Below are 6,380 nucleotides of genomic sequence, written 5' to 3'. Positions count from 1 at the left end.
ATGAGTATAAGCAGCTTTGTAGTAACTAATTTTTGCAGGATTGATAGTCAGTTTTTCCTGATTGGCTTTGTGAAGATAGCTTTTATATTTTTTAGAAGCTACAAAATCACTGGTTTTAAAAACTAGTTCTCGCTGATAGGATTGCAAAACTTTTTTATCTAAATGATAAGTTGAAACTGATGCAATAGTCAGAGTAGGAGATTCTCCCCAAAAAATCAGGTTTTGGGGATTATGTTTGGCTAGGATTTTTTTGATAGTCTGATTGATTGCGCTTTCAGTAGTTTCACCTGCCATTCTGGGAGAAATAAGGGTAATTACCGTACCATCAAAATAATAAAGAAAGTTGTTTTCCAAAAATGGTTCGCCAAAAAGATGAGTGTTGCAGCTAATAACTTGATAGTAATTGCTAATGTTATTACGGATAAATTTTTCTTCAGAAGAACTCAACATAGCTTCATCATACACTATTTTTGTAACCTTATTTTAAAATAAGTTTTAGTAAATGCTATAATCAAAAACTAGATAAAATAGTCCATGAACTTTCACCCTTTGCTTACTAAGCTTACCCAAATCAGTCCACGTTACGCCGAAAAAGAAATCGTAGCCGCCAGAATCATTGAAGATTTTTTGCAATCATATGGTATTCCCTACAAAACACAACCTTTTACTGCTCAAGTCCCTGCTGTCAAAAAAGCCAAGCTGATTGCAGATGGTAAAGCAATCTCGTGTCTAGGTAGTTGCCTTGTCAGCGGTCAAATTCCAGATGGCAACTATTTAGTTAGTCATTATGGCTACAGCGGCCAAACTCCATACAATATTGCCTATAGCCCAGTTACTGACAGCATTAGTGTAGTTGATCATTTTAAAATTCCTAGCGTCACTATTTCTAGAAAAGATATCACCAAAATAGTGATGGCTCAAACTATTAAAGGCTTTGTTGAAGTAGAAAAAAGAAAGATTAATACAGAAAATATTTTGGTCGGCAATCTGAAAAATCCGACACATATTGTTTTTGCTCATTTTGATTCCATCATTGGCCCAGGGGCTCTTGATAATGCCGGAGCAGTAGCAGTTATGATGGCTTGCTTTGTAGACAATCAAAGATTGCTTGAAAACACTTTATTTAATTTTTCTGGCAACGAAGAAATAGCTTATGATGATTACAAATTGAGCGGTTATGGTTTCAGAGTTTTTGAGAAAAAATATGGCAATTTACTTGCAAATGCAAAAAAGATTTTTGTCCTTGATGGAGTAGGGATAGGAACTCCTAGTTTTAGCCAAAATGGTTTAGATTGGGTTTTACAAGTCAAGATGCTGGATAAAATCAGAAATAAAGTCTTTTGGCTACAAAACGACCAAGCCCCAATGATGAAATATTTTCATTCAACCGAAGATAAACTAGAAATTCTTAAGGAAAAATATTTGAGAGCCGCACAAGAAACGCTAACTAAAGAAATTGCTAAAAAGTGACTTTAGCCATAAGGATCACACTTTGATTATGACTAAACCTAATACGGATTCAGACTGGACCATTCACTCATTAAACATCCAGGGGACTTTCTTTGAAAGATGGTGTCAGGAAGAAATAAAAAAGTCTAATTGGAATATAGTATCAATCAACTACCCTGTTGAATTTCCTCCTCATAACGGACCTTTCATTGGTGAACAAAGTAGTCTGGATATTTATGCCCAATTTGCCAAAAAAACTATTTTGCTTACTGTACTCATAGAGTGTAAAAAAAATAACCCAGAATTTATTGATTGGGTATTTTTCTCTCATCCTAGTAAAAAACACCTAAAACATTTTACGGGATCATTAATTGAACACCAACTTATCACGGGTAAAGAAAACAAATGGCAAACAATATCAATGCTTAGTCCAATGGTTGCTCTTGATTGGATTCCAACAAGTGATGCATGGGAAACTAGAGGAAATTATTTAAAATATAAAAAAGATGGAGATAAAACTAGAACTTCTAATGCAGCTATTATGAATGCTGCTCATCAAATAGCTTTAGCAACAAAGTCCGTTGTTAATGAAGAAATTGTTAATAGTAAGACCTTGTCAGGAAAGTCAGAAATGCCATATATTCATCAGATTTTTATACCAACAATAGTAACAACAGCTAAACTATGGATTTGTAATTTTGATCCAAAAGATGTAAATCCCAAAACCGGAGAAATACCTTTCACCAAAGCTTCACTAGATGAACAACCATATCTACTCTATGAATATCCACTACCTGTTCACTTTCATTCGACACCACTAGATAAAGTTAATGTCTTAAAAACAGGTAATAAGGATTTTGGTACAAAAATGGATATTCTAGTAGTAAATAGCTTTCATCTTTCAGAATTTTTATCTCAACTGGAAGAAGGTAATATTTAAATTATCTATATAGAGACTCTAATCTCGTTACCGGTATATTTCACTTCCAAGCTAACGTCTAAAAACAAAAAAACCTGGTTTAAACCAGGCATTTCTTGGAGCGGGTAAGGGGAGTCGAACCCCTCTCATCAGCTTGGAAAGCTGAGGTAATACCGATATACCATACCCGCATTTTTTTATCTGCCTAATTATTTATTTTTGGCAGACAATTCATTTTACAAAGAACTCTGATAGTATAAATCCTAAAAGCCAAATTTTGAAGATCTATTTTTTCGAGGAATTAATCTGATTTAATAGCTGATTGATCGTATCAGTCTGTGAATTTGAACTTTTACCATTGATCATATTGACCGACGATTGGAGCTGTTGCAGCACTCCCAACTGACTTTCAAGCAAGGGAGCTAAAGTAATCGTTGAAAAAACCAGGCTACCTATCACCAAAAGAAAAACAACTACTTTAAAAAACATATTCCAATAATATTGGGCGATTTGGATTTTAAGCCATTTTTGAAAAAGCCGTTCGGTTTCTTCAGACATAGCTTTCATTGAAAATGGTTGGCCGCGCCACTCTGGAACTTCTTGATTCATAGATTAACTATATTTTAGTGTCATTCTGAGGAATACAATGACGAAGAATCTTTAAGCAAAGATCCTTCCCCGCCAAGGCGGAGTCAGGATGACACATAATAAAGCGTATTTCAAACCTATCTTATGATAGCTTTGGACTAAAATTAGCTTCTAAAACTTTTTCTTTGTTGCGCTCAACTACGACTTTAAGATATGAGTAAAAATTGCCTTTTCCTGGAAATTCAAAATAGAGTAAACCTTGGCCATCTTTATCAAAGCTAATCGTACCGACATTGAGCTTCTGGTCTTTTTCTTCTTTTTGTTTGGTATCAAGAAGATAAACAGTGAGAGAGCCAGCTTGCGGTTTAGCAAAATCAGTCAGCTCCACCCAAAATAGAGTTTTATCTAGAGTCTTATCATATTGCATATAGACCTTACCTGCTCTGGTCCAGTCATCGCGTCGCAGCGTGGCTCTCTTGGGGTTTGAGTAGCTTTCCAAAGCCGTATCAACTTGCTTTTTGATATTTTCAAAATTGGCAGGAGTTGGGTTTGAACTTTGTTGGGTTTTGGGACTTGCTGAAGGAGAAGGGGAGCTAATAGGGTTGGGAATATTTTGCAGTGAACAAGCAGCGAACAAGGTAGTGCTAGCTAGCACTAAATAAAAGGGCAGTTTCATAGGTAAATAAATTTTAATAATACCTAGTTTTACAGTACAAAAAATGAGGCTTTCCTGCAAGTATTACTTGGCAATAGTTAGTTGGCGGGTTGTTTTACCTTTATCAGCAAAACTGACCACCAGGAAAGAACTATTTTGATTCTCAGCCATTTTTTGCAATTGTGGTAAAAACTTACTGGCCCATTCGACCACCACAATCTGATTTGGAGCAAGCATCTTAACTACTTCTAGTTTACTAAAGTCAGCAAAGTTTTCCAAACGCCAGGGGTCAAGGTGGTAAAGCATACCAGATACCTTATGTCTGCTAAAAGGATACTCATTGACCAACGTATAGCTTGGTGAAGTAATGTGATCTCTGATCTGTAAAAATTGGCCAACTCCTTTGGTAAAAATAGTTTTACCACTACCTAAGTCACCCAACAGTGCGATTAATAAACCCCATTTGCGGATTTGATTCCAATAGCTTAGCAGTAAAGTTTGAGCTAGTTGCATGGTTTCTGTTTCACTGTGAGAGGTAAATATTTGTGAAACTTTTTGAAGTTTAATAGCTCCGGCTCGCAACACCATGCTATCAAGTAGCGTAGTATCAACTACCGTAGAAGCCGGTTGTTTTGGTAAAGCACCGCCGTCAATAATAAAATCGAGTTTTTCCTTTTGTTTAGCTGATAATGGTTTTAAAATATCAGCAATAGTGTAAGGTTTTTTTTGCCATGAAGCATTGGCTGAAGTAGCAGTGATCGGCTTGCCAAATTGAGACACCAAAGCCATTGGAATAGGGTGAGAGGAAATTCGGATGCCTAAGGTTCCTAATTCTGAAGCAACGTTTGGAGCAACCTTATTTTTGCTTTTGGAAATCACGGTCATTGGTCCAGGTAAAAAATTGTTATACAGATTTTTGGCTGAATCATTTAGGTAGACATAGTCCTCAGCCATGTTTTTATCTTTCACCAAAATTGATAAAGGTTTGCCTTCACGGCGACGCTTGTAAGAAAGTAATCTAGCAATAGCTTCAGGATTAGTGGCATCAGCGCCCAGACCATAACAAGTTTCAGTCGGATACACCACTAAGCCGCCACGACTTAATACTTGGCAAGCAGTAGCAATAATTTCTTTTGCTTTGCTTTTATTAAATTTCTGAATCAGCATAGATATGTCTTGACTTTAGTATTTTCTAGACAGTACAGTATTATAAGATTAAGCTATGCAAAACGTAAGTGCTATAAAAATTTTAATTGCTGACGACGATCCTCAATTTTCTGATATTTTGCATCTTCTGCTCCAAAAAGAAGGATATCAGGTCGACATTGCCAACAACGAAAAATCGGTTTTAGAAGCTATTAGCCAGAAAAACTATAACCTCATTTTACAGGATGTCTTTTTTCCCAGCAAAGAGCAGGGGCTTTCTATGTTGCAAAAATTATATGAAAGCATTGCTCTCGATAACACAGCTATTATTTTAATGACCTCTATGCCTACTAAACTTTTTAAAGAAGAAATAGACTTGGACAAATATTTGCAAATTGCCAAACAATTTATCAGTAAAACTGAAGATAATAATGTCATAATTGCCAGCATTAAACAGGTTTTAGCTGAACAAAACTAAATTCCAAACTGCTTTTTCATGTTATAATCAAGTGTTCTTTTTAAATGGGTTCGTAGCTCAGCTGGCTAGAGCGCTTCGTTGACATCGAAGAGGTCACAGGTTCAAGTCCTGTCGGACCCACTGCAATTTAAAAGAGGGATAATTATTTAGTTAATTGGGATTAGCTTGACCCCACTGAGTACATACTTCTTCAGTCTCATCACCAACTGGTTCTCTACATGCCTGACATTGAACTGCATAGCTACCAGAAGCGGGAATAGTGTAGGCTGGTGTAGCTCCAGGTAAATTTTGCCATTCGGTTTTTTCATCCCAATCAGTGGCATTTGGCTCTTTGATACGATAATTGTAGTGGGAAAAGGTATAAACACTTATATCATGAGAACAAGTAAAGGCTACTTGATCACCAATATTCACATTTTCAAGATTTTTACTTAATTCGGTGCAAGCAAATTTTGGCTCTTCACCTGGCGTCCAATAAATATTGATATTACCAATACTACCTTGATTAGCTGTAGTATTGCTCTTAAGCCACTCATTGGAATCATAAGTAACTTCTCCAAAATTTTCAGCTTGGACAACCCAATTACTACCTCCAGCTTGAATACTTATATAGCTAGTTGAACCACTGCTGACCGACCATGAGCCTCCACCTTTCATGTCATTAGCCTTAAAATAAACTCCAGCTTGATTAGTAAAAAAAGTAGTGTCAAAATTTTTTGGAAAATATGCCAACCACCATTGAGGAGTATTATTATTGGTATTACAAGAAAAACCACAATGATAATGGCCAAGACAAGCAATTTGATCAGCATTTTGACCTATGGTTAAAGCCTTACAATTACGATTACTGCCAGAATGACCTTCATCACCACAATCATCGCCTGTCCCGATAGCATGATCATGGTAATATCCATACATACCTTCATTATTAGTAATGCTAGGAATACCAACCCAACCAGCTGACCTATTTTCCTTATCCTGCCTATAAACAACAACGCCTGGAATCGGTACATCATCTTTACCATCTTGCCTCAAATAAACCTTGCCAGTTACTGTGGCGTCATTAGCTAAAGCTACTTGAGAAAATACTATACATAAAGTAAGTGTTTGAGCTATGAGCAGTAAAACTTTTTTCATACGTTTTT

8 protein-coding genes and 2 tRNA genes are annotated in these 6,380 nt (G+C 36.2%); 4 read left to right on the top strand and 6 right to left on the bottom strand.

Annotation, left to right across the window (positions count from 1 at the left end):
- A partial coding sequence (locus tag GYA49_03880; protein NMC36158.1) for a hypothetical protein occupies positions 1–450 on the bottom strand: 450 nt, incomplete at its 3' end.
- 84 nt (positions 451–534) lie between these two features.
- Here GYA49_03880 and GYA49_03875 point away from each other — a divergent pair.
- Both GYA49_03875 and GYA49_03870 read left to right on the top strand, forming a co-directional pair.
- Positions 535–1,470 (top strand): Zn-dependent exopeptidase M28, encoded by a 936-nt coding sequence (locus tag GYA49_03875; protein ID NMC36157.1) that lies wholly within the window; start codon positions 535–537, stop codon positions 1,468–1,470.
- Positions 1,471–1,498: 28 nt separating this feature from the next.
- The gene (locus tag GYA49_03870) at positions 1,499–2,389 is read left to right on the top strand and encodes a hypothetical protein (GenBank protein ID NMC36156.1); all 891 of its coding nucleotides are present in this window, start codon (positions 1,499–1,501) and stop codon (positions 2,387–2,389) included.
- 96 nt (positions 2,390–2,485) lie between these two features.
- Here the strand turns inward: GYA49_03870 and GYA49_03865 are convergent.
- The 4 genes from GYA49_03865 to GYA49_03850 form a co-directional block, all read right to left on the bottom strand.
- A tRNA-Gly gene (locus GYA49_03865) sits at positions 2,486–2,559 on the bottom strand.
- Between the two features lie 94 nt (positions 2,560–2,653).
- The gene (locus GYA49_03860) at positions 2,654–2,977 is read right to left on the bottom strand and encodes a hypothetical protein (GenBank protein NMC36155.1); all 324 of its coding nucleotides are present in this window, start codon (positions 2,975–2,977) and stop codon (positions 2,654–2,656) included.
- 121 nt (positions 2,978–3,098) lie between these two features.
- Positions 3,099–3,632 carry a hypothetical protein gene (locus tag GYA49_03855; protein NMC36154.1) on the bottom strand — a complete coding sequence of 178 codons (534 nt, stop codon included), beginning with the start codon at positions 3,630–3,632 and terminating at the stop codon, positions 3,099–3,101.
- A gap of 63 nt (positions 3,633–3,695) precedes the next feature.
- Entirely contained in the window at positions 3,696–4,778 is a 1,083-nt protein-coding gene (locus GYA49_03850) for a threonylcarbamoyl-AMP synthase (GenBank protein NMC36153.1), read from the bottom strand.
- A 55-nt stretch (positions 4,779–4,833) separates the two neighbouring features.
- Here GYA49_03850 and GYA49_03845 point away from each other — a divergent pair, with 55 nt between their 5' ends.
- Together GYA49_03845 and GYA49_03840 are read left to right on the top strand one after the other, a co-directional pair.
- On the top strand, positions 4,834–5,235 hold the full coding sequence (locus tag GYA49_03845; GenBank protein ID NMC36152.1) for a response regulator: 402 nt from the start codon (positions 4,834–4,836) through the stop codon (positions 5,233–5,235).
- A 46-nt stretch (positions 5,236–5,281) separates the two neighbouring features.
- Positions 5,282–5,355: transfer RNA gene (locus GYA49_03840), tRNA-Val, on the top strand.
- Positions 5,356–5,385: 30 nt separating this feature from the next.
- Here the strand turns inward: GYA49_03840 and GYA49_03835 are convergent.
- Entirely contained in the window at positions 5,386–6,372 is a 987-nt protein-coding gene (locus GYA49_03835) for a hypothetical protein (GenBank protein ID NMC36151.1), read from the bottom strand.
- Positions 6,373–6,380 lie beyond the last annotated feature (8 nt).

It is taken from the genome of Candidatus Beckwithbacteria bacterium (assembly GCA_012797845.1).
Lineage (GTDB): Bacteria > Patescibacteriota > Microgenomatia > UBA1400 > UBA1449 > JAAZOH01.
This window is presented reverse-complemented; position numbering and strand designations above follow the sequence as displayed.

Coding starts and splice junctions, on each gene's coding strand:
- GYA49_03850 (NMC36153.1), bottom strand. CDS start 4,778: ATGCTGATTCAGAAATTTAATAAAAGCAAAGCAAAAGAAATTATTGCT.
- GYA49_03835 (NMC36151.1), bottom strand. CDS start 6,372: ATGAAAAAAGTTTTACTGCTCATAGCTCAAACACTTACTTTATGTATA.
- GYA49_03855 (NMC36154.1), bottom strand. CDS start 3,632: ATGAAACTGCCCTTTTATTTAGTGCTAGCTAGCACTACCTTGTTCGCT.
- GYA49_03860 (NMC36155.1), bottom strand. CDS start 2,977: ATGAATCAAGAAGTTCCAGAGTGGCGCGGCCAACCATTTTCAATGAAA.
- GYA49_03845 (NMC36152.1), top strand. CDS start 4,834: ATGCAAAACGTAAGTGCTATAAAAATTTTAATTGCTGACGACGATCCT.
- GYA49_03870 (NMC36156.1), top strand. CDS start 1,499: ATGACTAAACCTAATACGGATTCAGACTGGACCATTCACTCATTAAAC.
- GYA49_03875 (NMC36157.1), top strand. CDS start 535: ATGAACTTTCACCCTTTGCTTACTAAGCTTACCCAAATCAGTCCACGT.